This is a genomic window from Streptomyces sp. YIM 98790, assembly GCF_011421595.1.
Taxonomy (GTDB): domain Bacteria; phylum Actinomycetota; class Actinomycetes; order Streptomycetales; family Streptomycetaceae; genus Streptomyces.
The window spans coordinates 13,386-37,464 of record NZ_WTLH01000017.1; the positions used below are offsets into that span (position 1 = coordinate 13,386).

The 24,079-nt window shown below is 73.9% G+C and carries 24 protein-coding genes; 3 read left to right on the forward strand and 21 right to left on the reverse strand.

Translation table 11 applies throughout. From position 1 onward, the window contains the following. Position 1: 1 nt before the first annotated feature. Together GQS09_RS05260 and pyrR are read right to left on the reverse strand one after the other, a co-directional pair. Complete coding sequence (locus GQS09_RS05260; RefSeq protein ID WP_165984797.1) at positions 2-1,009, reverse strand: aspartate carbamoyltransferase catalytic subunit; 1,008 nt, start codon at positions 1,007-1,009, stop codon at positions 2-4. Between the two features lie 118 nt (positions 1,010-1,127). Beyond that, positions 1,128-1,727: a bifunctional pyr operon transcriptional regulator/uracil phosphoribosyltransferase PyrR gene (gene pyrR / locus GQS09_RS05265; protein WP_165984798.1), complete on the reverse strand. Its 600-nt coding sequence runs from the start codon at positions 1,725-1,727 to the stop codon at positions 1,128-1,130. A gap of 316 nt (positions 1,728-2,043) precedes the next feature. Here pyrR and GQS09_RS05270 point away from each other — a divergent pair, with 316 nt between their 5' ends. Then, on the forward strand, positions 2,044-2,544 hold the full coding sequence (locus GQS09_RS05270) for a transcriptional regulator (RefSeq protein ID WP_165984799.1): 501 nt from the start codon (positions 2,044-2,046) through the stop codon (positions 2,542-2,544). A gap of 103 nt (positions 2,545-2,647) precedes the next feature. On the opposite strand, the gene nusB is transcribed toward GQS09_RS05270, so the two are convergent. From nusB to rpsD, 15 genes are all read right to left on the reverse strand, one after another. Beyond that, entirely contained in the window at positions 2,648-3,073 is a 426-nt protein-coding gene (gene nusB / locus GQS09_RS05275; protein ID WP_165984800.1) for a transcription antitermination factor NusB, read from the reverse strand. Next, the gene (gene efp, locus GQS09_RS05280; RefSeq protein WP_165984801.1) at positions 3,074-3,640 is read right to left on the reverse strand and encodes an elongation factor P; all 567 of its coding nucleotides are present in this window, start codon (positions 3,638-3,640) and stop codon (positions 3,074-3,076) included. 64 nt (positions 3,641-3,704) lie between these two features. Then, complete coding sequence (locus tag GQS09_RS05285) at positions 3,705-4,826, reverse strand: M24 family metallopeptidase (RefSeq protein WP_165984830.1); 1,122 nt, start codon at positions 4,824-4,826, stop codon at positions 3,705-3,707. A gap of 104 nt (positions 4,827-4,930) precedes the next feature. Further along, the gene (locus GQS09_RS05290) at positions 4,931-5,620 is read right to left on the reverse strand and encodes an AAA family ATPase (protein ID WP_165984802.1); all 690 of its coding nucleotides are present in this window, start codon (positions 5,618-5,620) and stop codon (positions 4,931-4,933) included. 191 nt (positions 5,621-5,811) lie between these two features. Then, the gene (gene aroQ, locus GQS09_RS05295) at positions 5,812-6,318 is read right to left on the reverse strand and encodes a type II 3-dehydroquinate dehydratase (protein WP_165984803.1); all 507 of its coding nucleotides are present in this window, start codon (positions 6,316-6,318) and stop codon (positions 5,812-5,814) included. After that, entirely contained in the window at positions 6,315-7,430 is a 1,116-nt protein-coding gene (gene aroB, locus GQS09_RS05300; protein ID WP_165984804.1) for a 3-dehydroquinate synthase, read from the reverse strand. Before aroB ends, aroQ begins: the two co-directional genes overlap by 4 nt. Further along, positions 7,427-7,957, reverse strand: coding sequence for a shikimate kinase (locus GQS09_RS05305; RefSeq protein WP_165984805.1), 531 nt, complete (start codon positions 7,955-7,957; stop codon positions 7,427-7,429). The genes aroB and GQS09_RS05305 overlap by 4 nt, the downstream gene beginning before the upstream one ends. After that, entirely contained in the window at positions 7,954-9,138 is a 1,185-nt protein-coding gene (aroC, locus tag GQS09_RS05310) for a chorismate synthase (protein WP_165984806.1), read from the reverse strand. The genes GQS09_RS05305 and aroC overlap by 4 nt, the downstream gene beginning before the upstream one ends. A 183-nt stretch (positions 9,139-9,321) precedes the next feature. Continuing rightward, a complete protein-coding gene (locus GQS09_RS05315; protein ID WP_165984807.1) occupies positions 9,322-10,182 on the reverse strand; it encodes a shikimate dehydrogenase in 861 nt (286 codons plus the stop codon). Positions 10,183-10,194: 12 nt separating this feature from the next. Next, entirely contained in the window at positions 10,195-12,171 is a 1,977-nt protein-coding gene (mltG, locus tag GQS09_RS05320) for an endolytic transglycosylase MltG (protein WP_165984808.1), read from the reverse strand. Positions 12,172-12,295: 124 nt separating this feature from the next. Continuing rightward, positions 12,296-12,760 carry a Holliday junction resolvase RuvX gene (gene ruvX / locus GQS09_RS05325; protein ID WP_165984809.1) on the reverse strand — a complete coding sequence of 155 codons (465 nt, stop codon included), beginning with the start codon at positions 12,758-12,760 and terminating at the stop codon, positions 12,296-12,298. Then, complete coding sequence (gene alaS, locus GQS09_RS05330) at positions 12,760-15,429, reverse strand: alanine--tRNA ligase (protein ID WP_165984810.1); 2,670 nt, start codon at positions 15,427-15,429, stop codon at positions 12,760-12,762. The genes ruvX and alaS overlap by 1 nt, the downstream gene beginning before the upstream one ends. Continuing rightward, positions 15,429-15,797, reverse strand: a complete 369-nt coding sequence (locus GQS09_RS05335) for a DUF6167 family protein (RefSeq protein ID WP_165984811.1) — start codon at positions 15,795-15,797, stop codon at positions 15,429-15,431. Before GQS09_RS05335 ends, alaS begins: the two co-directional genes overlap by 1 nt. A gap of 6 nt (positions 15,798-15,803) precedes the next feature. Next, positions 15,804-16,238, reverse strand: coding sequence for a DUF948 domain-containing protein (locus GQS09_RS05340; protein WP_165984812.1), 435 nt, complete (start codon positions 16,236-16,238; stop codon positions 15,804-15,806). 264 nt (positions 16,239-16,502) lie between these two features. Next, positions 16,503-17,117 (reverse strand): 30S ribosomal protein S4, encoded by a 615-nt coding sequence (rpsD, locus tag GQS09_RS05345; RefSeq protein WP_165984813.1) that lies wholly within the window; start codon positions 17,115-17,117, stop codon positions 16,503-16,505. Positions 17,118-17,172: 55 nt separating this feature from the next. On the opposite strand from rpsD, the gene GQS09_RS05350 reads away from it, so the two are divergent. Next, on the forward strand, positions 17,173-18,009 hold the full coding sequence (locus GQS09_RS05350; RefSeq protein ID WP_243761134.1) for a DUF2470 domain-containing protein: 837 nt from the start codon (positions 17,173-17,175) through the stop codon (positions 18,007-18,009). Between the two features lie 172 nt (positions 18,010-18,181). On the opposite strand, the gene GQS09_RS05355 is transcribed toward GQS09_RS05350, so the two are convergent. From GQS09_RS05355 to GQS09_RS05370, 4 genes are all read right to left on the reverse strand, one after another. Beyond that, positions 18,182-19,549 (reverse strand): replication-associated recombination protein A, encoded by a 1,368-nt coding sequence (locus tag GQS09_RS05355; protein WP_165984814.1) that lies wholly within the window; start codon positions 19,547-19,549, stop codon positions 18,182-18,184. A 94-nt stretch (positions 19,550-19,643) separates the two neighbouring features. Next, complete coding sequence (locus tag GQS09_RS05360) at positions 19,644-20,315, reverse strand: vitamin K epoxide reductase family protein (protein WP_165984815.1); 672 nt, start codon at positions 20,313-20,315, stop codon at positions 19,644-19,646. Between the two features lie 132 nt (positions 20,316-20,447). Next, positions 20,448-21,740 (reverse strand): histidine--tRNA ligase, encoded by a 1,293-nt coding sequence (gene hisS, locus GQS09_RS05365; RefSeq protein WP_165984816.1) that lies wholly within the window; start codon positions 21,738-21,740, stop codon positions 20,448-20,450. After that, positions 21,737-22,450 carry an MBL fold metallo-hydrolase gene (locus GQS09_RS05370; RefSeq protein ID WP_165984817.1) on the reverse strand — a complete coding sequence of 238 codons (714 nt, stop codon included), beginning with the start codon at positions 22,448-22,450 and terminating at the stop codon, positions 21,737-21,739. The genes hisS and GQS09_RS05370 overlap by 4 nt, the downstream gene beginning before the upstream one ends. 385 nt (positions 22,451-22,835) lie before the next feature. On the opposite strand from GQS09_RS05370, the gene GQS09_RS05375 reads away from it, so the two are divergent. Then, the gene (locus GQS09_RS05375; RefSeq protein ID WP_165984818.1) at positions 22,836-24,065 is read left to right on the forward strand and encodes a DUF349 domain-containing protein; all 1,230 of its coding nucleotides are present in this window, start codon (positions 22,836-22,838) and stop codon (positions 24,063-24,065) included. The last annotated feature ends 14 nt before the right edge of the window (positions 24,066-24,079 follow it).

Genomic DNA, 24,079 nt, shown 5'->3' on the forward strand with positions numbered 1-24,079 from the left:
GTCAGTGGTTCTCCTCGGTGCGGGGGCGGGCGGCCGGCGGCTCGGCGGGGGCCTGCCCGGCGGGCGGCTGGGCCCCGCCGAGCAGCAGGTACAGCACGGCCATCCGGACGGACACCCCGGCGGTGACCTGCTCGACCGCGGTGCAGCGGGGCGAGTCGGCCACCTCCGCGGTGATCTCCATGCCGCGGTTCATCGGGCCCGGGTGCATCACGACGGCGTGGCCGGGCATCCGGGCCATCCGGGCGGCGTCCAGGCCGTAGCGGCGGGCGTATTCGCGCTCGGTGGGGAAGAAGGCGCCACCCATGCGTTCCCGCTGGACCCGCAGCATCATCACCGCGTCGCTCTTGGGCAGGACGGCGTCGAGGTCGTAGGAGATCTCGCAGGGCCAGTTCTCCGCGCCGACCGGGAACAGGGTGGGCGGGCCGACCAGGGTGACCTCGGCGCCCAGGGTGGCCAGCAGGCCGACGTTGGAGCGGGCCACCCGGCTGTGCAGGATGTCGCCGGTGATGGTGATGCGCCGGCCGGACAGGTCGCGGCCCAGTCCTCCGTCCGGGCCGAGCAGCCGGCGGCGCATGGTGAAGGCGTCCAGCAGCGCCTGGGTGGGGTGCTGGTGGGTGCCGTCACCGGCGTTGATCACGGCGGCGTCGATCCAGCCGGAGGTGGCCAGCCGGTAGGGGGCGCCGGAGGCGCCGTGCCGGACGATCACGGCGTCGGCGCCCATGGCCTCCAGGGTCTGCGCGGTGTCCTTGAGGGATTCCCCCTTGGAGACCGAGGAGCCCTTGGCGGAGAAGTTGATGACGTCGGCGGAGAGCCGCTTGGCGGCGGCCTCGAAGGAGATGCGGGTGCGCGTGGAGTCCTCGAAGAAGAGGGTGACCACGGTGCGCCCGCGCAGGGTCGGGAGCTTCTTCATCGGCCGGTCGGAGAGCCTGGCGAGTTCCTCGGCGGTGTCGAGAATCAGCACGGCGTCGTCGCGGGTCAGGTCGGCGGCCGAGATGAGATGGCGCTTCATCGTTGCCTTCGGTGTGCCTTGGGGCCTTGGATGCGTGCGGGCGTGGGACGGGGCGGGTGCGGGCAGGCGCGGGTGCCCCGGCGGGACCGCCCGGGGGCGGGCCGCGGGGCGTGCGGGGCTAGCGGTCCGGGGTGGTGGGTGCGGACTCGCGCAGGCCGAGCCGTACGCCGTCCCGGCCGTCCTCCTCGGTGAGCTGGACCCGCACCGCCTCGCGCAGCGAGGTGGGGATGTTCTTGCCCACGTAGTCGGCGCGGATGGGCAGTTCCCGGTGGCCGCGGTCGACCAGGACCGCGAGCTGCACGGCGCGGGGGCGGCCGAGGTCGCCGAGCGCGTCGAGGGCGGCGCGGATGGTGCGTCCGGAGAAGAGGACGTCGTCCACCAGGACGACGAGCCGGCCGTCGATGGATTCGCCGGGGACCTCGGTGCGGGCCAGCGCGCGGGCGGGCCGCAGCCGGAGATCGTCCCGGTACATGGTGATGTCGAGGGAGCCGGCCGGCATCGGGTGTCCGGCGATGTCGCCGAGCCGGGCGGCCAGGCGGCGGGCCAGATGGACGCCGCGGGTGGGGATGCCGAGCAGCAGCACGTCGTCGGCGCCCTTGGTGCGTTCGACGATCTCGTGCGCGATGCGGGTGAGCGCCCGGGCGATGTCCGGGCCCTCCAGGACGGTGCGGGCGGCGGCTGCGCCGTCGGGGCTGCTGGTGCTGTTGGTGCTGTCCATGCGGAACGGACCTCCTTCCCCGCCTCACGGGACGGGCCTTAAAGGACGTCTGGAAAACCGTCCGGGACACCGCGGACGGTTGCGTGGACCCGCGGGAGGAATACCCCAGGGTGAACACAACCGGCTCGCACAGCAGCCCGGCGCGGTCGTTTCCCGAGCATACCGCAGCATTGCCGTACGCCACTCCCGCCCCTTCCGCTACCGGAATCCTGGGCATCTCCCCAGGTCAGAAACGTATCGCCGGTTTCAGCTTGACGGTTTCCATCACGCTGCGTAACCTCACAGTGAGTAACAGCAGAGCCGTCCGGGGAGTCACATGTCCAGCGAATACGCCAAACAACTCGGAGCCAAGCTCCGGGCGATCCGTACCCAGCAGGGTTTGTCGCTCCATGGCGTGGAGGAGAAGTCCCAGGGCCGGTGGAAAGCGGTCGTGGTCGGTTCCTACGAGCGTGGTGACCGGGCGGTCACCGTGCAGCGCCTCGCGGAGCTGGCGGAGTTCTACGGTGTGCCGGTCCAGGAGCTGCTTCCCGGGTCGACGCCCGCCGGCGCCGCCGAGCCCCCGCCGAAACTCGTACTGGACCTGGAGCGGCTGGTCCAGGTGCCGTCCGAGAAGGCGGGTCCGCTGCAGCGTTACGTGGCCACCATCCAGAGCCAGCGCGGTGACTACAACGGCAAGGTGCTCTCGATCCGTCAGGACGATCTGCGCACCCTGGCCGTGATCTACGACCAGTCGCCGTCGGTGCTCACCGAGCAGCTCATCAGCTGGGGCGTGCTCGGCGCGGATGCCCGCCGTGCGGTGCAGACCGAGGAGGGCTGAACCCCCGTCGGCCGGCTTCCGACCGTTCGGAGCGGAAGGGGCGGGCCGGAGACCTCCGGGTCTCCGGCCCGCCCCTTCCGTCTGTTCCGACCGCCGCTCCGGCTCAGCGCCGCAGGGTGGGCTTGAGGTCCTTCAGCCGGCCCAGCAGTCCGTTGACGAACCCCGGGGACTCGTCGGTGGAGTACTCGCGGGCCAGCTGCACGGCCTCGTCCAGCACCACCGGGTCCGGGGTGTCGTCCTCCCAGAGCAGCTCGTAGGTGCCCATCCGGAGGATGGAGCGGTCCACGCCCGGCATCCGGTCCAGCGGCCAGCCGACCGCGTAGGCGGCGATCAGCTCGTCGATCCGCCCGGCGTGCTCGGTGTAGCCCTCGACCAGCCGCACCGTGTACTCCGAGACCCGGGGATGGCGTTCGTCCTCCTGGGCGTGGCGTATCCACTCGGCGAGCACGGTGGCCGGACGGGTGTCGCGCTGATCCGCCTCGAAAAGGATCTGCAGGGCGCGGACACGTGCCTTGCTGCGTGCCGCCACTTAGCCGCTCACCCGGCCGAGGTAGTCCCCCGAGCGGGTGTCCACCTTGATCTTCTCGCCGGTGGTGATGAACAGCGGAACCTGGATCTCGAAGCCGGTCTCCAGGGTGGCGGGCTTGGTGCCGCCGGTGGACCGGTCGCCCTGCAGGCCGGGCTCGGTGTGCGCCACGGTCAGCTCCACGGCCGCGGGCAGCTCCACGAAGAGCGGGTTGCCCTCGTGGATGGCGACCGTCGCCCCGAACCCCTCCAGCAGGTAGTTGGCGGCATCGCCGACGACCGCCGGGTCGACATGCAGCTGGTCGTAGGTCTCCATGTCCATGAAGACGAAGTACTCGCCGTCCTTGTACGAGAACTGCATGTCACGCCGGTCGACGGTGGCGGTCTCGACCTTGGTGCCGGCGTTGAAGGTCTTGTCGACCACCTTGCCGGAGAGCACGTTCTTCAGCTTGGTGCGGACGAAGGCGCCGCCCTTGCCGGGCTTGACGTGCTGGAACTCGACAACGGACCACAGCTGGCCCGCGTCGAGCTTGAGCACCATGCCGTTCTTGAGGTCGTTCGTGGTGGCCACGGTCGCGGATTCTCCTGAAGCAGCTTCGGATCGACGCGAGCCCCCGGGCCCGGCCCCGGTGGGGCTAGAGGGCGAGGAGCTCCTTGGTCGTGATGGTGAGTAGCTCGGGCCCGCCGTCCGCCGACGGCCGGACGACGAGTGTGTCATCGATGCGGACACCGCCCCGGCCCGGGAGGTGGACCCCCGGCTCGACGGTGACCGGCACACAAGGGTCAAGTCTACCCATGGCCACGGGTGACAGCCGAGGGTCCTCCCCGATTTCCAGCCCCACCCCGTGCCCGGTCACCGGGCCCAGGGCCGCACCGTGCCCGGCCGCGTCGAGCACCGCGCGGGCCGCCTGGTCCACCGCCCGGTACTCGGCACCCGGCGCCAGTGCCTCCCGGGCCGCCCGCTGCGCGGTGAACACCAGGTCGTAGAGGTCGATCTGCCAGTCCGCCGGCCGGGAGCCGATGACGAAGGTGCGGCCGATCTGGCAGCGGTAGCCGCGGTAGCGGGCGCCCATCCGCACGGTGAGGAAGTCCCCCTCCTCCACCCGCCGGTCGGTGGGCCGGTGGCCCGGGATGCCGGCGTGGCTGCCGGTGGCCACCGAGGTGGGGAAGGCCGCGCCCTCGGCCCCGTGGTCGATCAGCCGGCGCTCCAGCTCCAGGGCGAGGTGGCGTTCGGTGCGGCCGACCAGGATGGACTCCAGCAGCTCGCCCAGCGCCCGGTCGGTGATCTCGGCGGCGGTGCGCAGCGCCGCGATCTCCTCCTCGTCCTTGACCAGCCGCTGGTGCTCCACGGCGCAGTCCAGGTCGCCCAGCTTCAGACCGCCGGCGCGGGCGGCCAGCGCACGGTGCCGGGCCACGGTCAGATGGTGTTCCTCCACCTCCAGCGCGGCCGCCCCGGCACCCGCCGCCAGGCCCGCCGCGACCAGGGCCGGATCGCTGTCGTCGGTGAGCGGCAGCAGCCGCAGGGCGTCGTCCGCCTCCGGGGCCACCGGACCGGCGGCCGCTCCCCCGGGCGGCACGACCAGCACGTCGGCGTCGGGTGCGGCCTGCTCGGGCAGCACCAGCAGCACCGCGCCGGCCGGTGCGGCCCCGGTCAGATACCAGACGTTCGCGGGCCGGGAGACCAGCAGGGCCGCGTCGCCCGCCGCCGCGCGGCGGGCGCGCAGCCGGGCGCGCCGCGCCGCGTGAGCTTCCGAGATGGTGGCCATGGGGCCGAGAGTACGCAGCGGGGCCGCCGGTTGTCCCGTTCAGCGGGTCCGCTCGGGGTGTCGGCGGCACCGGCCCGCGCGGCCCGCCGGGCGGGTCACCACTGCGGGGGGTTGGACAGCGAGCGGGCCACCGCCTCGTCCAGCAGCCGGGCGGTGGCCGGCACGTCCAGCCGGGAGTTGTCGATGATCGGCAGGCCGGAGCTGTACCAGCCGGCCATCCGGCCGTGGATGGCGGCCACCTCCTCGTCGGCCAGCCGCCGGGTGCCGCTGCGCGCGGCGTTGCGCTGCAGGACCACGTCCAGGCCGGGCAGCAGCACCACCGGGATCAGGCCGGGCCCCACGTGCCGCTTCCAGCCGCCGAGCCCGACCGCGGGCCGGTCCGGGAAGACCGCGTCGTCCAGGATGCAGGAGATGCCGTTGGCCAGGAAGTTGCGGGCGGCGAAGCCGCAGGTGCGGCGGGCCAGCCGGTACTGGGCCTCGGAGTTCTCGTTCCAGCCGGCCCGGGGGTCGGCGAAGCCGGCGCGCACCCACTCACGCACGTCGTCCAGGCTGATGTGCGCGGTGGGCACCTGGCGGCGGTCCGCCCAGTAGCGGGCCACGGTGGTCTTTCCGGCGCCGGCCGGCCCGATCAGCAGGACCGCCACTCCGGCGCGCGAGACGTCCACCGGGACGGCGCCCTGGGCGGCCACCGGGCGCATCCCGCCGGGCGGCAGCGGGATGTTCCCGGTCGTGCTGCCGTCCGCCGGTGCGGGGGGCGGAACGGGGAGTCCGCCGGGCTGGTGCATCCGCTGCCACTCCGTAGTCGTGAAAAGCCTTCGAGAGCCCGGTGCCCGCCTGGGGTCCGGCGTGCGGCCGCGGTGCCGTCCGGGAGCCGGCGGGGATGCTCCTCCCCCGGCGGCCGTACCGGCCGGGTCACGGGGCCGTACCGGTCACACGGTACCGGGCCGTGCGGCGGTGCACCGCACTGGCCGGGAGGTCAGCGGCGTTCCGCGGCCGGAGCGGTCTCCTCGGCCAGGGCCCGCAGGGCCAGCAGGTAGGAGGAGATGCCGAAGCCCGCGATGGTGCCGCTGGCCACCGCCGCCACCACCGAGGTGTGGCGGAACTCCTCCCGGGCGTACGGATTGGAGATGTGCACCTCGATCAGCGGGGCCGTGCGCTGGGCGGCGGCGTCCCGCAGGGCGTACGAGTAGTGGGTGAAGGCCCCGGGGTTGAGCACCACGGGCAGGCGCCGGTCGGCGGCCTCGTGCAGCCAGCGGACCATCTCGCCCTCGTCGTTGGTCTCCCGCACCTCCACCGCCAGGCCCAGTTCCCGGCCCAGCGCGGTGCAGCGGGCCACCAGACCGGCGTAGGAGGTGGAGCCGTAGACGTCGGGCTCCCGGGAGCCCAGCCGGCCCAGGTTGGGGCCGTTGAGCACCAGGACCGGCCGCCCGGCCGGTCCGGCCGGCTCGCGCGGCTCCGGCGCCTGCGCGGGATGTCCGGTCATGCGGCGATCTCCGCGTGCGCGGCGAGCAGCAGGGACGGGTCCGGGCCCTCCAGCACGGCCGGGCGGGCCAGGCCGTCCAGCACGATGAACCGCAGCCGGTCACCACGGGTCTTCTTGTCCACCTTCATGGCCTCCAGCAGCCGGGGCCACTGGTCGCCGCGGTAGGTGACCGGCAGGCCGACCGCCTCCAGCACGGTGCGGTGCCGGTCGGCGGTGGCGTCGTCCAGGCGTCCGGCGATCCGGCCGAGCTCGGCGGCGAACACCATGCCGACGGAGACCGCGGCCCCGTGCCGCCAGCGGTAGCGCTCGTTCTTCTCGATGGCGTGGCCCAGGGTGTGGCCGTAGTTGAGGATCTCCCGGCGGCCGGCTTCCTTGAGGTCGCCGGAGACCACCTCGGCCTTGACCCGCACCGAGCGCTCGATCAGCTCGGCGGTGTGCGGGCCGCGCGGGGAGCGGGCGGCCTCCGGGCCGGACTCGATCAGGTCCAGGATCACCGGATCGGCGATGAACCCCGCCTTGATCACCTCGGCCAGACCGGAGACGTAGTCGTGGACCGGGAGGGACTCCAGCGCGGCAAGGTCGCACAGCACCCCGGCGGGCGGGTGGAAGGCGCCCACCAGGTTCTTGCCCTCGGCGGTGTTGATGCCGGTCTTGCCGCCGACCGCGGCGTCCACCATGCCCAGCACGGTGGTGGGCACGGCGATCCAGCGCACGCCGCGCAGCCAGCTGGCGGCCACGAAGCCGGCCAGGTCGGTGGTGGCGCCGCCGCCCACGCCCACGATCACGTCGGTGCGGGTGAAGCCGGACTGTCCCAGCGCGCTCCAGCAGTAGGCGGCCACCTCGGCGGTCTTGGCGTCCTCGGCGTCGGGCACCTGCACGGCGATGGCCTCGTAGCCCTGTCCGGCCAGGTCCTCCCGGAGCACCCGGCCGGTCTCGGCCAGCGCCTCCGGGTGGACGACGGCGACCCGCCGGGCCTCGGTGCCGATCAGCCCGGGCAGTTCGTCCAGCAGCCGGTGGCCGATGAGCACCTCGTAGGGCGCGGTGCCGGCGCTGCCGCCGACCGCGACCCGGATCGGGGCGGCCGGTCCGGCGGACGTGGGTGGTGTGGTCACGGCTTGAGCTCCAATGCGTCCAGCACGGCCTGGGCGGCCTCCTCGGGGGTACGGCCGGACGTGCTGACCACGGTCCGGGCCACCTCGGTGTAGAGCGGGCGGCGCTCCTCCATCAGGCCGCGCCACTGCTGCCGGGGATTGACCGCGAGCAGCGGGCGGGGGGCGTCCAGACCCACCCGGCGCACCGCGTCGGCGAGGTCCACGTCCAGAAAGACGACGGGGCGGCCGGTGAGCAGGGCGCGGGTGGCCTCGCTGAGCACGGCGCCGCCGCCGAGGGCGAGCACGCCGCGGTGCTCGGCCAGGGCGGTGCGCACCGCGGCGGCCTCCAGTTCGCGGAACCGTTCCTCGCCGTCGGCCAGGAAGATGTCCCGGACGGGCTTTCCGGCCAGCCGTTCGACATCGGCGTCGGTGTCGCGGAACTCCGTGCCGAGGCGCTCGGCGAGCAGGGTGCCGACGGCGGTCTTCCCCGCGCCGGGCGGGCCCACCAGGATCACGGCGGGTGCGGGCGTACCGGGTGCGGTGGTCATCGGATCTCCAGTGCCTCCAGGTAGCCGTGGACATTGCGCCGGGTCTCGGCGACGCTGTCGCCGCCGAACTTCTCGGCCACCGCGTCGGCCAGCACCAGGGCCACCATGGCCTCGGCCACGATGCCCGCCGCGGGGACCGCGCAGACGTCGGAGCGCTGGTGGTGGGCGCGGGTCGGCTCACCGGTGGCGGTGTCCACGGTGGCCAGGGCGCGCGGCACGGTGGCGATGGGCTTCATGGCGGCGCGGACGCGCAGCAGTTCGCCGGTGGAGATGCCGCCCTCGGTGCCGCCGGAGCGGCCGGTGGCGCGGCGGATGCCCTCCGAGGTGGTGACGATCTCGTCGTGCGCCTGCGAGCCGGGCACCCGGGCGAGGCCGAAGCCGTCGCCGAGTTCCACGCCCTTGATCGCCTGGATGCCCATCAGGGCGGCGGCCAGCCGGGAGTCCAGGCGGCGGTCCCAGTGCACGTGGGAGCCCAGGCCGACCGGCACGCCGTGGGCGACCACCTCGACCACGCCGCCGAGGGTGTCGCCGTCCTTGTGGGCCTGGTCGATCTCGGCGACCATCGCCTTGGAGGCGTCGGCGTCCAGGCAGCGGACCGGGTCGGCGTCCAGCCGGGCCAGGTCCCCGGGGAGCGGTACCGAGCCGCGCGGGGCCCGGGCACCGCCCAGCTCCACCACGTGGGAGAGGATCTCGATGCCGGTGGTCTCGCGCAGGTAGGAGCGGGCCACGGTGCCGAGGGCGACCCGGGCCGCGGTCTCCCGGGCGGAGGCGCGTTCCAGGACCGGGCGGGCGTCGTCGAAGCCGTGCTTCTGCATGCCGGCCAGGTCGGCGTGGCCGGGACGGGGACGGGTCAGGGGTGCGTTGCGGGCGAGTTCGGCCAGTTCCGCCGGGTCGACCGGGTCGGCGGCCATGACCTTCTCCCACTTGGGCCACTCGGTGTTGCCGACCATGATCGCCACCGGGGAGCCGAGGGTGCGGCCGTGCCGTACCCCGCCGAGGAAGGTGACCTCGTCGCGTTCGAACTTCATCCGGGCGCCGCGGCCGTAGCCGAGCCGCCGCCGCGCCAGCTCGTCGGCCACCAGGTCGGTGGTGACCGGGACACCGGAGGGCAGCCCCTCCAGCGTCGCGACGAGTGCGGGGCCGTGCGACTCCCCCGCGGTCAGCCAGCGCAACCTGCTCAACAGTGCTCCCTCGGTAGTCGGGGCCGTCCCTGTGCCGTCCCCGATCCTGCCACGCCCCCCGGTGCGGTCCCGCCCCATCCCAGCCTGCGGACGCCGGCCCGGCGCCGGGCGGGGCGGGCCGGCAGCCGTGGCCGCCGCTCGTGGTTGTGGCCGTGCTTGTGGCCGTGCTTGTGGCCGTGGCCGTCAGTCGTGGCGCCCGGCGAGCGCGGCCTCACCGGCCGCCCGCATGGCGGCCAGCGGCGCGGGGGCGCGGCCGGTCATCTGCTCCACCTGGAGCACCGCCTGGTGGATCAGCAGGTCCAGGCCGCCGACCACCCGGCCGCCGCGGTCCGCCCAGGCGGCGGCCAGGGGGGTGGGCCAGGGGTCGTAGAGCACGTCGAAGAGCACCCCGGGCCGGTCGGGCACGGCGGCGGCCAGGCCGTCGGTGGCGCCGGCCGGGGTGGTGGCGATCACCAGCGGAGCGCGCAGCGCCTCGGCCGCGGACTCCCAGCCGGCGTCCCGCACGTCCACGCCCAGCCGTTCTCCCCAGCCGCGCATCTCGGCGGCGCGGGCCGGGCTGCGCACGTAGGCGGTGACCTCGCCGCCGCAGATCCGGGCCAGCGCGGCCAGCGCCGAGGAGGCGGTGGCGCCGGCGCCCAGCACGGCGGCGTGGTCGGTCTTCTCCACGCCGCGCTCGCGCAGGGCCGCGATCATGCCGGGGATGTCGGTGTTGTCGCCCAGTCTGCGCCCGTCCTCGGTGAACACCACGGTGTTGACCGCCTCCACCGCGGCGGCGGTGGGGCTGATGGAGTCCACCAGCGGGATCACCGCGCGCTTCAGCGGCATGGTGAGCGACAGGCCGGCCCACTCCGGGCCGAGCCCGGCCAGGAAGCCGGGCAGGGCCGGCTCGTCGATCTCGTAGCGGCCGTAGGTCCACTCCGGCAGGCCGAGCGCCCGGTAGGCGGCCCGGTGCAGGACCGGGGAGAGGGAGTGGGCGATGGGCGACCCCAGCACCGCGGCCCTGGTCCGGGCCGCCGGGCCGGGCCGCCCGGCGGGCTCAGTCATGGTCGGTCATGGTCAGTCGCCGCCCTGCTGTGCATTGAGTTCCTCCACCAGTTGCTCGTGCTCCTCCAGGGTCTTGGTGAAGTGGGTGGTCTCCCCTATCGAGACGAAGAACATCCATCCCTCGGAGGTGGGGTTGAGGGTGGCCTCTATGGCGTGGTCGCCCGGGTTGCCGATGGGTCCGGGCGGCAGACCGGGGTGGACGTAGGTGTTGTACGGGTCCTGCTCGGCCTGGATCTCCTCGACACTGAGCCGCAGTTCGCTCTGGTTGCGCAGGTAGTTGAAGGTGGAGTCGAACTCCAGCTTCCGGTTGGTGACGGTGTTGTCCGGTTCCAGGCGGTTGTAGATCACCTCGGACATCTGCGCGAAGTCGTCGTAGGTCAGGCCCTCGGCCTGCACCAGACTGGCCACCGTCACCAGATCGAAGGGGGACTCCAGGCCCATCGCGGCGGCCTGGTCCTCCAGCCCGTACTCGGTGTACTTGGCGGTGGCGCGGCCGACCATCTCGGAGAGCAGGGACTCGGGGGTGACGGACTCGCCCACGTTGTAGCGGGCCGGGAAGAGGAAGCCCTCCAGCGGGTCCTTGACGTTCTCCCGGCCCAGCGCCCACTCGGGGAGCGGCCACTCGCCCTCGGCGGCGATCCCCGCCGTGGTGCCCTCCTCCAGGCCGAGTTTCCCGTCGATCAGGGCGTAGACCGCCGAGGCCCGCAGGCCCTCGGGAACGATCAGGGTGTTGAGCGCCGCCGGGTCGGTCATCAGCTCGACGGCGGACTTGGCGGACATCTCCAGGCGCAGCACGTAGTACCCGGCCTGGATGACCTCGCCCTCGGCGGCGCTGGTGAAGGCGCCGACGCTCTTGACCACGCCGGCTTCCTTGAGGATGTTGCCCATCTGGGCGAGGGTGGAGCCCTCGGGGATCTCCACCTGGACCTCGCCGTGGCCCTGGCCGGAGTAGTCGGGGGGCGGGCCGAAGCGGTCGTCGTAGAACTGTTTGGCGTAGTAGACGCCGGCTCCCAGGGCACCGATCAGCAGCACGGCCACCATCAGGCAGGCCAGTCCGCCACGGCGCTTGCGCGGCCGGCCGCCGCCGGCTTCGCGCTCCCGCCGGGAGCGGGGGCCCCAGTCGTCGTCCTCGTCGTCGGGCGGGCCGAAGTCGCGGTCCCCGCCGTCGGCGCCGAGCCCGTCACGGGTGCGGCGCGCGGCGCGGCCGCGCCGCGCCGCGCGGCCGTCGTCCCAGTCGTCGTCGCCGTCGTCGCGGCGGGCGAAGAACTCGGCCTCGCCCTGGTCAGGGCCGGGGTCCCAGCCGGTCTCCGGGTCGGGGCCGGGGCCGGGATCGTGGCGGGCGCCGTGGCGGCCGGCGCCCTGGACGCCGTAGCCGCCGGTGTCCTGGGGACCGGACGGCGGCTGGTCCCGCATGTGCTGCGGGCGCGGCGGCGGATATCCCGGCCGGCCGGAGCCGTACGGGTCCTGCGGGTCGTGCGCCTCCTGGTAACCCCGTCCGCCGCCGTAGGGGCCGGACGGGTACTGGCCGGAGCCGCTCTGTTCCCAGCCGCCCTGGTAGCCCTGCCCGGACCAGTGCTGCCCGCCCTGCGAGTGCCCCTGCTGCTGGTCCTGGTGGTAGCTGTGGTGCGGGTTCTGGTGGTGGTTCTGCTCGTACTGGTGGCCCTGCTGGTACTGCTGCCGGTCGTAGTAGGGCTGGTTCCGCTGTCCCTCCTGGTACTGCGGATAGGACTCGCCGGAGTGCTGCTGGTGCTGCGGGTACTGCTGTCCGCCGCCGTAGGTGTCCCAGGAGCCCTGCTGCGCCCCGCCGTAGGAATCACCGCCGTAGGAGTCACCGCCGTAGGAGTCACCGCCGTGGGAATCGGCGCCGTAGGAATCACCGTACGGCCCGCCGTAGGGATCGCTGCGGCCTTCCCCCCAGGACGCGTCTCCGTAGAGCGGGTCCTGCGGGTGCCACGGTTCGGAGCCATGGCCCCGGCCATACTCACTCATCGATCCCCTTGCGACGCCGGGTCTCCGTCGGTCCCGCACTCTCGGGCCGGGAGTTCGAACACTTGGCGCAAGTGCTCATGTTCGGATGACTGTCATCTCGCGCAGGAACGTTACCGTATCGCGATCAGACAACCACTTCGACGCACTGCCCCGGAGGGCTCCCCGACACTCGTTCGGTCTCCAGCGCCGCTTCCAGGATGACCACCGCGGCGGCCTGGTCGATCCGGCCGCGTCCCTTCCTGGCGGAGACCCCCGACTCCCGCATCCGCTGCGCGGCGGTGACCGTGGACAGCCGTTCGTCCACCAGCCGCACCGGGACCGGTGCGATCCGCCGGGCCAGCTCCTGGGCGAAGGCCCGTACCCGTCCGGCGGCCGGACCCTCCTTGCCGCTGAGCGAACGCGGCAGTCCGACGACCACCTCCAGCGGCTCGTGCTCCGCCACCAGGGCGGCCAGCCGCCGGTGGGCGGCCGGGACGTCGCGTCCCGGGACCGTCTCCACCGGCGTGGCCAGCAGCCCGTCGGGGTCGCTGGAGGCGACCCCGATCCGGGCCTCGCCGACATCGACGGCGAGCCTCCTGCCGCGGCGCATCAGGCGGCTTCCGACACCAGGCGCTCGACCGCGGCCAGGGCGTCGTCCACGGCGGCCGGGTCCTGGCCGCCGCCCTGGGCGATGTCCGGCTTGCCGCCGCCGCCCCCGCCCAGCGCCTTGGCCGCGGCCCGCACCAGCTCACCGGCCTTGAGCCCGCGCTCCCGGGCCGCCTCATTGGTGGCGATCACGGTCAGCGGCCGGTCCTTGACCACGGTGAACAGCGCCACCACGGCGGGCCGGTCACCGGGAATCCGGCCGCGCACGTCCAGTACCAGCCTGCGCAGGTCGTCGGCGGTGGTGCCGTCCGGCACCCGGCCGGAGGCGAGCGCCACGCCGCGCACGTCCCGGGCCTCGCGGGCCAGCCCGGCGGCGGCCTGGAGCACCTTCTCGGCACGGAACCGCTCGATCTCCTTCTCGGCCTCCTTCAGCCGGGTGAGCATGCCCGAGATCCGCTCCGGCAGCTCCTCGGGGCGGCCCTTGAGCAGCTCGGTGAGCTGGGAGACCACGGTGTGCTCACGGGCCAGGAAGCGGTAGGCGTCGGTGCCCACCAGGGCCTCCACCCGGCGCACCCCGGAGCCGATGGAGGACTCGCCGAGCAGCTTGACCAGGCCGAGCTGGGCGGTGTTGTGCACATGGGTGCCGCCGCACAGCTCCTTGGAGTAGTCCCCGATGGTGACCACCCGGACGCGCTCGCCGTACTTCTCGCCGAACTCGGCGATGGCTCCCTGCTTCCTGGCCTCGTCCAGGGACATCACCTCGGCGCTGACGTCCAGATCGCGGGCCAGCACCTCGTTGATCTTCTGCTCCACATCGGTCAGCACCGAGCCCGGCACGGCGGCGGGCGAGCCGAAGTCGAAGCGGAAGCGGCCGGGCGCGTTCTCCGAGCCGGCCTGGGCGGCGGTGGGGCCGAGCGCGTCGCGCAGCGCCTGGTGGGTGAGGTGGGTGGCGCTGTGCGCGCGGGCGATGGAGCGGCGGCGCCGCACGTCGATGGCGGCGTGGGCGGGGGAGCCCACCGTCACCTCGCCGACCTGCACCACGCCCTTGTGCACGCTGACCCCGGGCACCGGCTGCTGGACGTCGCGCACCTCGATCACGGCGCCGTTGTCCAGCCGGATACGGCCCGTGTCGGCGAGCTGGCCGCCGCCCTCGGCGTAGAACGGGGTACGGTCCAGCACCACCTCGATCTCGTCGCCCTCGGTGGCGGCGGGCGAGGAGACACCGTCCACCAGCAGGCCGACCACGGTGGCCTCGTTCTCGGTGCGGGTGTAGCCGGTGAACTCGGTGGCGCCGGAGGCGTCCGCGACGGCCCGGTAGGCGGAGAGATCGGCGTGGCCGGTCTTCTTGGCCTTGGCGTCCGCCTTGGCGCGCTCGCGCTGCTCCCGCATCAGCCGGCGGAAGCCCTCCTCGTCCACGGACAGGCCCTGTTCGGCGGCCATCTCCAGGGTGAGGTCGATGGGGAAGCCCCAGGTGTCGTGGAGCAGGAACGCCTTGTCCCCGGGCAGCACGGTCGAGCCGGCCGCCCTGGTCTCGGTGACCGCGGTGTCCAGGATGTTGGTGCCCGCCTTCAGGGTCTTCAGGAAGGCGGCCTCCTCGGCGAGCGCCACGGTCTCGATGCGCCGGCGGTCGGTGATCAGCTCCGGGTACTGCTTGCCCATGGTGCCGATGACGGTGTCCACCAGGCGGCCCACCACCGGGCCGTCCGAGCCCAGGATGCGCATGTTGCGGATGGCGCGGCGCATGATGCGGCGCAGCACGTAGCCGCGGCCCTCGTTGCCGGGGGTGACGCCGTCGCCGATCAGCATCACCGCGGTGCGCATGTGGTCGGCGACCACCCGCAGGGAGACGTCGCTGGACTCGGCGTCCCCGTAGCGCACCCCGGTGAGTCCGGTGGCCTCGTCCATGACCACCCGCAGGGTGTCGGTCTCGTACATGTTGCGCACGCCCTGCAGGATCATGGCGAGACGCTCCAGGCCGAGGCCGGTGTCGATGTTCTTGGCCGGCAGGTCCCCGATGATCTCGAAGTTCTCCTTGCCGTGGCCCGGGCCGCGCTCGTACTGCATGAAGACCAGGTTCCAGATCTCCACATAGCGCTCGTCGTTGACGGCCGGGCCGCCCTCGGGCCCGAACTCGGGGCCGCGGTCGTAGTTGATCTCGGAGCAGGGTCCGCAGGGGCCGGGCACGCCCATGGACCAGAAGTTGGGGCCCATGCCCAGGCGCTGGATGCGCTCGGCGGGCACTCCGACGACGTCCCGCCAGATCCGCTCGGCCTCGTCGTCCTTCTCGTAGACGGTGATCCACAGCCGGTCCGGGTCCAGGCCGTAGCCGCCGTCCGCGACCGGGGAGGTGAGCAGCTCCCAGGCGAGCGTGATGGCGCCTTCCTTGAAGTAGTCCCCGAAGGAGAAGTTGCCGCACATCTGGAAGAACGTGCCGTGCCGGGTGGTCTTGCCGACCTCTTCGATGTCCGGGGTGCGCACGCACTTCTGCACACTGGTCAGCCGGGGCGCGGGCGGGGCCGCCTCCCCCAGGAAGTAGGGCTTGAAGGGCACCATGCCGGCGGGGACCAGCAGCAGGGTGGGGTCGTCGGCGATCAGCGACGCCGACGGGACGACGGTGTGCCCCCGCTTCTCGAAGAAGCTCAGCCAGCGGCGGCGGATTTCGGCCGACTCCATCAGTGGTCCTCTTTTCGGGGGTTCGGGGCAGTCGGGGAGTCCGGTGTGGTCGGGAGGGTCCGGGAGGCGCGGCGGGGCGGCGCGGGAATTCCCGCGGCCGGCCGGGAGGGCGGCACGGGACGCGGGCGCTCCTGCGGGGGCTCGGCCGTCAGGCCCAGGGCCCCGGTGAGCTCCGCCTCGCGCTGTGCCATTCCGGCCCGTACGTCCGAGGCGAAGGCACGCACCCGGCGGCCGGTGTCGACGGCCCGGCCGGCGGCGCGCAGGGCGAGCGATTCGGGGCTCAGCTCGCGCAGCTTGCGATGGACCCGGGTGGTGGCCCAGACGCCGGCGGCGGCGCCCGCGCCGAACCAGAAGGCGCGTCGGAACATGGCGGGTCAGTCCTTTCCGCCCCGGCGCGGCCGGGCGATCAGCACGGTGGTGCGGGTGCGGGAGGCGCCTGCGGGCGGGCCTGCGTCGCGTGCCGCCCGGCGGCGGGCCAGGGCGCGGCGCACGCCGTAGCCGAAGGCCGCGACCTTGACCAGCGGGGTGCCGAACGCGGAGGAGACGGTGGTGGACAGGGCCGAGGCGTTGGCCGTGACCTCCTGCACGTCGGTGGCGATGGCGTCCACCTTGTCGAGCTGGGTCTGGGCGGACCGCACGGTGGCGGAGGCCTCGGCGAGCAGCGGGACGGCCCGCTCGGTCACACCGGTCACCAGCCGGGTCGCCGCCCTGAGCACTTGGGCCAGCCTCACCAGCACCACGGCGAGGAACGACACCAGGATGGCCCAGAAGACGGCCACCAGGAGGCCGGCCACTTCTCCACCGGACACGCTGCACCGCTTCCCTGAGACGACATGATCTTGGGGAGATCTTGGGGTTCGTGGGGTCGGCCGCCGCTCACCCGGCGGGGCGGGGAAGGCGGGACGGCAGAGCACGACCCTATCGCGCCCGGGGGCCCGGGCCGAACCGCTTTCCGGGCGGGGCCCGGCGCGCCGGGCCGCACGGCGCCGGACCGCCGGCCGCCCGGAGGTCCGGGGCCGGCGGCCGGTGCGGGGCCGGGCGGTGGCGGCGGCGCGCGGTGGCGGGGCGCGGGATCAGCGGGCGTAGTACTCCACGACGAGCTGCTCCTCGCAGACCACCGGTATCTCGCGGCGCTGCGGGTCGCGGTCGAGGCGGAAGGCCAGCGCCGGGAGGCTGACCTCCAGGTAGCGCGGGGTCTCGCCCTCCCCGGCCCAGCCGCCCTCGCGGGCCACCGCGAAGGGGTGCTTGCCGCGGCTGCGGTCGCGCACCCGGACCACGTCGCCGGGGCGGAGCCGGCAGGAGGGCCGGTCGACCTTGCGGCCGTTCACCTCGATGTGGCCGTGCACCACCATCTGCCGGGCCTGGTAGACGGTGCGGGCCAGGCCGGAGCGCAGCACCAGGGCGTCCAGGCGGCGCTCCAGCTCGACGATCAGGTGCTCGCCGGTCTTGCCCTCCTTGGCCTTGCGGGCGCGCTCGTAGGCGCGGGCGAGCTGGCGCTCGCTGACGTCGTACTGGGCGCGCAGCCGCTGCTTCTCCAGCAGGCGGACCTTGTAGTCACTGCTCTGCTTGCGGCCCCGGCCGTGCACGCCCGGCGGGTAGGGACGCTTCTCGAAGTACCTGACGGCCTTGGGCGTCAGTGCGATGCCGAGCGCGCGGCTCTGCTTGACCTTGGGACGCGACTGGTTCACGTGCGGGAGACCTCCATGTAAGTTAGGCAAGGCTTACCTTATCCGAGGAGAACGCATGGATCGACCTGGGGTCCCTGTTCCGGGCCAGCCGCGCCCCCTGGACGGCGACGACGAGCAGCGTCCCTCCGCCGCCGAGCGTCTGCGCACCCTCGCGGAGTCGAACGCCTCCGGCGTGCTGGTGATTCCGGACGCCGGACGGCCGTCCGGCCCGGAGCGCCACGGCGGGCCAAAGGACTTCCCGGAGACCCGGTGCGAGACCCGCGCCGTGGACCCGGGCGGCCGGGTACTGCTGCTGGTCGCCGGGGATTCCCCGGCGGCCCGCGCGCTGTCCGGCGGCGGCTCCGGCCGCCCGGACGGGCCGGGCGCCGAGCAGGCCGGCGTGCTCAACATCACAGACGTCGCCCCGGTCGCCGTGCCGCACCGGGTGCGCGGCAAGGGGGCGCTGGCGGGCTGGCTGACCGCGGTGCCCGCCCGGGAGCGGCCCGCCGCGCTGCGGCTGCTGGGCGGTGAACCCGGCTCCCGGGACGCGGTACTGCGGCTGGAGCCCGGCGAGGGCCATGTGCACGACCTGTGGGGGGAGGCGGTGGTGGAGCCGGAGGACTTCGCCGCGGCGGCGGCCGATCCGCTGGCCCCGCACGAGGCGGAGCTGCTCCAGCACCTGGCCGCCGCGCACGGCGCGCAGCTCGCCCGGCTGTGCGCGCTGCTGGACGGGCGGGGCTGCGGGCGGTGGGAGCGGATGGCGCCGGTGGCGCTGGACCGTTTCGGGCTGCGGGTCCGGTTCTGGGCCGGGGATTCGGGTTTCGACGCCCGCTTCGACTTCGCCGCCCCGGTCGCCGACACCGCCGCCCTCCGCCACGCCATGCACCACCTCTTCGCCACCGCCTCCTCCTAGCCCTCCCGGCGGCGGCCGGGGGAAGGCCGGGCGGGACCAGCAGCGCACCGGCCGCCGCGACAGCGGCCGGCACGGCGGTGAAGGTGAACGCCGCGGTGAAGCCCGGACGCTGCGGGCGGCCCTGACCGCGCGGCCCTGACCGCCGGAGCACCGCCGGCCGGCCGGTACCGGCTCACTCCCGGCCTTCCCGGCCCTCCGCCGCGAGGCGCTCCCGGACCCGCTGCACCACCTCGGCATAGCGGGCCTCGGCTCCCCGCCCGGTGGGGTGGTAGTACCGCTTGCCGTGCACGGTGTCCGGTGCGTACTGCTGGGCGGCGATGCCGCCGGGCAGGTCGTGCGGGTACCGGTAGCCCTCGCCGTGCCCCAGCTTCCGCGCGCCCCGGTAGTGGCTGTCCCGCAGGTGCGCGGGCACCGGCCCGGCCAGCCCGGCCCGGACATCGGCCAGTGCCGCGTCGACGGCCAGGTAGGCGGCATTGGACTTGGGTGCCAGGGCCAGGGCGAGCACCGCCTGCCCGAGCACGATCCGGGCCTCCGGGTAGCCGATCATCGCCACCGCCTGGGCCGCGGCCACCGCGGTCGGCAGCGCCGTGGGATCGGCCAGCCCGATGTCCTCGCTGGCCGAGATCATCAGCCGCCGGGCGATGAACCGGGGATCCTCCCCCGCCTCGATCATCCGGGCCAGGTAGTGCAGCGCGGCATCGGCGTCCGAGCCGCGGATGGACTTGATCAGCGCGCTGGACACGTCGTAGTGCTGGTCGCCGTCCCGGTCGTAGGTCACGGCGGCGCGGTTGACCGTCTCCTCCAGGGTGGCCAGCCGGATCTCCGTCCCGCCCTGGTCCAGGGTGGCGCCGGCCGCCGCCTCCAGGGCGGTCAGCGCCCGGCGGGCATCGCCGCCCGCCAGCCGCAGCAGATGGGCCTCGGTGTCCTCCGGCAGGACCACCGCACCGCCCAGCCCGCGCTCGTCGGCCACCGCGCGGCGCAGCAGGCCGCGGATGTCCTCGTCGGTGAGCGGCTCCAGCGTGAGCAGCAGCGAGCGGGAGAGCAGCGGGGAGATCACCGAGAAGTAGGGGTTCTCGGTGGTGGCGGCGATCAGCGTCACCCAGCGGTTCTCCACCGCCGGGAGCAGGGAGTCCTGCTGGGCCTTGGTGAAGCGGTGGATCTCGTCCAGGAACAGGACGGTGTCCTTGCCGTGGGCACCGGTGGCGCGGCGGGCGCCGTCGATCACCGCGCGCACCTCCTTCACCCCGGCGGTGATCGCGGAGAGCTCGACGAACCGCTTGTCGGCGGCCCGGCTGACCACATGGGCGAGCGTCGTCTTGCCGGTGCCCGGCGGCCCCCAGAGGATCACCGAGGAGGGGCCGGCCGGCCCGGCGCCCCGCTCCCCCACCAGGCGGCGCAGCGGCGAGCCGGGCCGCAGCAGATGGCCCTGGCCCACCACCTCGTCCAGGTCGCGGGGGCGCATCCGGACGGCCAGCGGACGGCCCGCGGGCTCCTTCTCCTGGCGGTCCTCGGCGGCGGCGGTGAACAGGTCGGGCTCCACATCCGCCACCCTACTGGCCGGCTGTGACAACCGGCCGGGCACCGTGAGGTGCCCGGCCGGGAGGGCACGGCGGAGCGGGACGCCGTGGAACCGCTCAGAACCAGAAGTCCCACCAGCGGGTCAGGATCAGCATGCCCATGATGCCGATGTGCACGGTGGGCAGCACCCAGTGGAACTCCAGCACACCGCGGCGCAGCCCTTCGGGAACCCTCACGAAGCCGTGCCGCAGGTTGTGCACCACCGTGTACCAGAACATGACGCTGGTCACGACCCACACCAGGTTGCACCACAGGCACAGCGCGCCGATGTTGTACAGCGACTGGTACATCAGCCAGGTGCAGAACCCCACCCCGAAGGCCGTGCCGGCCAGCAGCCCGCGCCAGAACCAGGCCCGGTAGCGGGCCCCGGCGAGCAGCGCCACACCGATGGTGATCACCGAGGCGTAGGCGACCATGCCCAGCATCGGGTTGGGGAAGCCGAAGACCTCCGCCTGCGCGCTCTCCATCACATCGCCGCAGGAGACGACGGGGTTGATGGAGCAGGCCGGGGTGAACTCCTCCTGGTTGACCTTGGCCTCGAGCAGGTGCAGCTTGTCGAGGGTGATGACCCAGGCGGCCAGCAGTCCCAGGAAGCCGGTGACGATCAGCATCACCGAGAACGCCTTGCTCGCGCCGGTGCCGCCCGGCCCGGACGGCTCTCCTTCGCCCTTGCGCGGCTGGGCCGGCACCTCGGCGGCCGTGTCGTCGAGGTCTGCGGTGGTCGTCATCCTGGTGTCCTCATGCGGTCCGAGATCGTGGGGGGACGGTGCAGTGCACCGGGCGGCGCCACCGGGGCGGGCGGGAGCCGCCGGGCGCGCCCGGCAGGAGCCGGTGTCGCGCTCGCCATTGTTGCACCGGCGTCAAGAAGGCGAACCAATGCGCGCGCGCACTTCTTCCCGGGCCGCGGCCAGCGGCACCGCGGTCTGCTCCCCGCTCTCCAGATCCTTGAGCTGGACCACGCCCTCGGCCAGGTCCCGTTCGCCGGCCAGCAGGGCGTAGCGGGCACCGGAGCGGTTGGCCGACTTCATGGCGTTCTTCATGCCCTTGCCGCCGTAGGCGAGGTCCGCCGCGACCCCGGCCCGGCGCAACTCGGTGACCAGGCCGAACAGGGTCCGCCGGGCCTGCTCCCCGAGCGGCACGGCATAGACCTCGGTGGCGGCCGGCACGTCGAGGTCCACACCCTCGGCGCGCAGCGCCAGCACCGTGCGGTCCACACCCAGCGCCCAGCCCACCGAGGGCAGGGCCGGGCCGCCGATCATCTCCGACAGTCCGTCGTACCGGCCGCCGCCGCCGATGGCCGACTGTGCGCCCAGCCCGTCGTGGACGAATTCGAACGTGGTTCTGGTGTAGTAGTCCAGGCCGCGCACCAGCCGGGGATCGTCCTCGAAGGGGACACCGGCCGCGGTGAGCAGCTCCCGCACCTCGGCGTGGTAGTCCCGGCACGCCCGGCACAGGTGGTCCCGCATCAGCGGGGCCGCGCCGAGCCGGGCCCGCACGGCGTCGCGCTTGTCGTCCAGCACCCGCAGCGGATTGATCTCGATCCGCTTGCGGGTCTCGTCGTCCAGGTCCAGGCCGCGCAGGAAGTCCTGGAGCACGGTGCGGTAGGCGGGCCGGCACTCGCGGTCGCCGAGCGAGTTGAGCAGCAGCCGGAAGCCGGTCAGGCCGAGCGAGCGGTAGCCGTCCACGGCCAGCACGATCAGCTCGGCGTCCAGCGCCGGGTCCTCGGCGCCGATGGCCTCCGCCCCGACCTGGGCGAAGTGCCGGTAGCGGCCCTTCTGCGGGCGCTCGTAGCGGTAGTAGGAGCCGGAGTACCAGAGCTTGACCGGCAGGTTGCCGGCCTTGTGCAGGCTGGCCTCCAGGGCGGCGCGCAGCACCGAGGCGGTGCCCTCGGGGCGCAGCGCCAGCCGGTCGCCGCCCTTGGTGGTGAGGGTGTACATCTCCTTGGTCACGATGTCGGTGGACTCCCCGACACCGCGGGCGAAGAGTTCGGCCTGCTCGAAGCCGGGGGTCTCGGCATAGCCGTAGCCGGCCCGGCGCACCGGCGCGGCCAGCGCCTCGCGCACCGCGAGGTGCTCGGCGGACTCCGGCGGCAGCAGGTCGTAGGTGCCCTTGGGGGCCTTGAAGCTGGGTGCACTCACGGGTGGTGTCGTCACATTCCTCGTCGCGGCGGCGCGGGATCCGCGCCGGCCGGGCCGTCGGCCACCGCCCGCAGGAAGGGGTTGGCGGCGCGCTCGCGGCCGATGGTGGTCTGGGGGCCGTGTCCGGACAGCACCACGGTGGAGTCGTCGAGCGGCAGGCACACGCGTGCCAGCGACCGGAGGATCTCGGCGTGGTCGCCGCCGGGCAGATCGGTGCGTCCGATGGAGCCGGCGAACAGCAGGTCGCCCGAGAACAGGACCGGCGGGACGTCGTCCTGCCCGGGCATCCGGAAGGTCACCGACCCCTTGGTATGGCCCGGGGCGTGGTCGACGGTCAGCTCCAGTCCGGCCAGCTCCAGCACCGAGCCGTCGGTGAGCTCGCGAAGGTCGTCCGGCTCGCCGACGGTCAGCTCGCCCAGCAGCTGCTGCCCGATGGCCATGCCCAGCCCCTTGGCCGGGTCGGCGAGCATGTAGCGGTCCTCGGGGTGGATCCAGGCGGGCACGTCGCGCGCGCCGCACACCGGGACCACGGAGGCCACATGGTCGAGGTGGCCGTGGGTGAGGATCACGGCGACCGGCTTCAGCCGGTGCTTGGCCAGGGCGGCCTCGACGCCTTCGGCGGCCTCGTGGCCCGGGTCGATGATCACGCATTCCTCGCCGGCCGCGGGGGCGACCAGATAGCAGTTGGTCCCCCAGGCCCCGGCGGGGAAGCCCGCGATGAGCACGTTCGCCCCTGTCTGTCGGTGGGTTCGGCGACGGTGGCCCGCACACCGGCCGCCGGCCGGCGGGGCCCGCCCGGGGAGAAATCCTACCGGGCGGCTCCCGGGCGGGCGCGGACCCGTTACGGTACGCCAGTGAACGCGGGCGGAGGGGCCGCCGGGGCTGTGCCGCGGCCGGTGTTCCGGCGGGGAGCCCCGGCAGCGTCTCGCGGCAATTGCCGCTCGCAGAGTGCGGACAGCCGGGCTGCCGGTCGCCTATGTTGGCGTTGTGGACGGGCGGCCCTGCGTGACTGCACTGCGTCGCCCGGCATCCGGGCTACCACCGGATGAGGAACTGTGGACGATGCCGCGGGGCTCCGGCCCCGGCCGGGTGTCATGTGGAGGAGGCGCTGTGAGCAGCGACCCGTGGGGCCGTGTCGATGAGAGCGGCACGGTGTATGTGCGGACCGCCGACGGGGAGAAGGTCGCCGGCTCGTGGCAGGCGGGGTCGCCCGAGGAGGCCCTCGCCTACTTCGAGCGCAAGTACGAGGGCCTGGTGGTGGAGATCGGGCTGCTGGAGCGCCGGGTGCGGACCACCGATCTGTCCGCCAAGGACGCGACGGCGGCGATCGAGCACATCCGGGAACAGGTCGACGCGGCGCACGCGGTCGGGGATCTGGAGGCACTGTCCCGGCGGTTGGACAAGCTGACCGAGCTGGTGCAGCAGCGGCAGGCCGAGCGCCGGGCCAGCCGGGCCCGGCAGAGCGAGGAGACCCGGCAGGCCAAGGAGGCGCTGGTCACCGAGGCCGAGCAGCTGGCCGCCAGCGACCAGTGGCGGGTCGCCGGGGAGCGGCTGCGGGCACTGGTGGAGACCTGGAAGAGTCTGCCGCGGCTGGACCGCAGGACGGACGACGAGCTGTGGCACCGTTTCTCGCACGCCCGCTCGGCGTTCTCCAAGCGGCGCAAGGCGCACTTCGCGGCGCTGGACGCGCAGCGCGAGGAGGCCAGGCGGCGCAAGGAGAAGCTGATCGCGGAGGCCGAGGAGCTGTCCGGCTCCACCGACTGGGGCCCGACCGCCACCCGCTACCGGGAGCTGATGCGGGAGTGGAAGGCCGCCGGCCGGGCCCAGCGGGACGTGGAGGACGAGCTGTGGGCACGCTTCCGCGCCGCGCAGGACGTCTTCTTCCAGGCCCGCGGCGAGGTGTTCGCCGAACGGGACGCGGAGTACCGGGACAACCTGGCGCGCAAGGAGGAGCTGGCGGCCGAGGCGGAGAAGCTGCTGCCGGTGACCGAGGTGCGCTCGGCGCGGGCCGCGCTGCGCTCCATCGGTGAGCGCTGGGAGGCCATCGGCCCGGTGCCGCGGGACGCCCGGCCGGCGATCGAGGGCCGGCTGCGGGCGGTGGAGCAGGCGGTGGCCGAGGCCGAGGAGGCCGAGTGGCGGCGCACCAACCCCGAAGCCCGGGCCCGCGCCGCGGAGCTGACCGGCCAGCTGGAGGACGTGGTGGACCGGCTGCGCCGCCAGATCGACACCGCCCGCGCCGCGGGCAACAACGCCCGCGCGGACAAGCTGGAGAAGGAGCTGTCCGGCCGCCAGGCACTGCTGGACCAGGCCCGCAAGAGCCTGGAGGAGTTCGGCGGCTAGCCGTCCGCGAGGGG